Raw genomic sequence first — 218 nt, 5'->3', positions numbered from 1 at the left:
CGACCGCCCGGGTGGCTTCCGTCGTGACGAGCGTGACGACCGTCCGCGTCGTGACGAGCGTCCGTCCTACCGCGACCCTGACGACCGTGGCGGCGACCGCGGTGGTTTCCGTCGCGACGACCGTCCGCAGGGTGGTGGCTTCCGCCGCGATGACCGCCCGCAGGGTGGTTTCAACCGTGACCGTGACGACCGTGGCGGCTTCCGTCGTGACGACCGTC

1 protein-coding gene is annotated in these 218 nt (G+C 71.6%); it reads right to left on the bottom strand.

Annotated elements, in window-relative coordinates:
• A partial coding sequence (locus HS99_RS47655; protein ID WP_170066663.1) for a hypothetical protein occupies positions 1–218 on the bottom strand: 218 nt, incomplete at both ends.

Source organism: Kitasatospora aureofaciens, assembly GCF_001188955.3.
GTDB classification, from domain to species: domain Bacteria; phylum Actinomycetota; class Actinomycetes; order Streptomycetales; family Streptomycetaceae; genus Kitasatospora; species Kitasatospora aureofaciens.
Note: the sequence above shows the minus strand (reverse complement) of the source record. Positions and strands in the feature narration are given on the sequence as shown.